This window comes from Myroides pelagicus, from assembly GCF_009711055.1.
Lineage (GTDB): Bacteria > Bacteroidota > Bacteroidia > Flavobacteriales > Flavobacteriaceae > Flavobacterium > Flavobacterium pelagicum.
In genome coordinates this window covers 1-816 of sequence record NZ_WMJY01000087.1, presented here as the reverse complement: position 1 = coordinate 816, position 816 = coordinate 1, and the positions used below count along the sequence as shown (strand labels likewise).

At 32.8% G+C, this 816-nt stretch carries 1 protein-coding gene and 1 pseudogene; both read right to left on the bottom strand.

The window, feature by feature from the left end; translation table 11 throughout:
• A pseudogene (locus GJV77_RS14670) lies at positions 1-374 on the bottom strand (IS3-like element ISElsp1 family transposase); the annotation flags it as partial.
• Positions 371-775, bottom strand: a complete 405-nt coding sequence (locus GJV77_RS14665) for a hypothetical protein (RefSeq protein WP_155035895.1) — start codon at positions 773-775, stop codon at positions 371-373. The pseudogene GJV77_RS14670 and the gene GJV77_RS14665, both read right to left, overlap by 4 nt.
• Between the last annotated feature and the right edge of the window lie 41 nt (positions 776-816).

The window sequence follows — 816 nt, the reverse complement described above, 5'->3', positions numbered from 1 at the left end:
ACTTGATTTGACCTAGTAACTTCAAGGTTTTTAATTAAGTCAGGGTAACGTTTGTAAGGGTGATTAGAGTTTGTAGTTCGGGCAATCTTTTTTCGACGACGAATCAAAAGACCATGAAATCGCAGTAAATTAAAGAGCTGGTCTCTGCCTATTTTGATTGTATGTTCTTCAAGTTTAGGTTCTAAAAGATGTAGAAGCTTTCTAGTTCCTATAAAAGGCATATCCTTTCTAATCTCACTAACTAAACAAAGTACAATACTATTGGAGATAAGCTCAGTGTTTCTCCTTGTAATTGCTTCGTAATATGCTTGTCTACTAAAGCCAAACAGCCCACAAAGATTTTCTAAGCTAACTTTTGGGTGCTTGTTTTTCATAATTTGGACTGTTTGGCTCCAGACTTTTTTCTGATTTTTATCTTTAAATCCTGCTCACTAACTTTAATCAAAGTTTCTAAAGTTTCAAGCTTCAAATTTGCTTTTTCGAGTGCTTTTTGAAGTTCTATAACTTGTTTATTAAGCTTTTTTACAACGGTTTCTTGCTCAACTGGTTTTGCCATAACTTCTTCTCTTAAATTACTGAGTTTAAAAGTTAGTAAAGAATCTTCAATTACCCAAGAGTTAATTGTATTACGACTTATTCCATATCTTTTTGCTGCTGACCTATTACTAAAAGCACCAGACTTTATCTCTGAAACAACCTTTTGCTTAACTGATAATGGATACGAATTCCCGTAAGTTTTTGATTGATTTGTTTTTTGTTCTGTCAATTTTCCCATAATTATAACATTTAGAGTGTAAAGCTATTTCAGGACGAGAC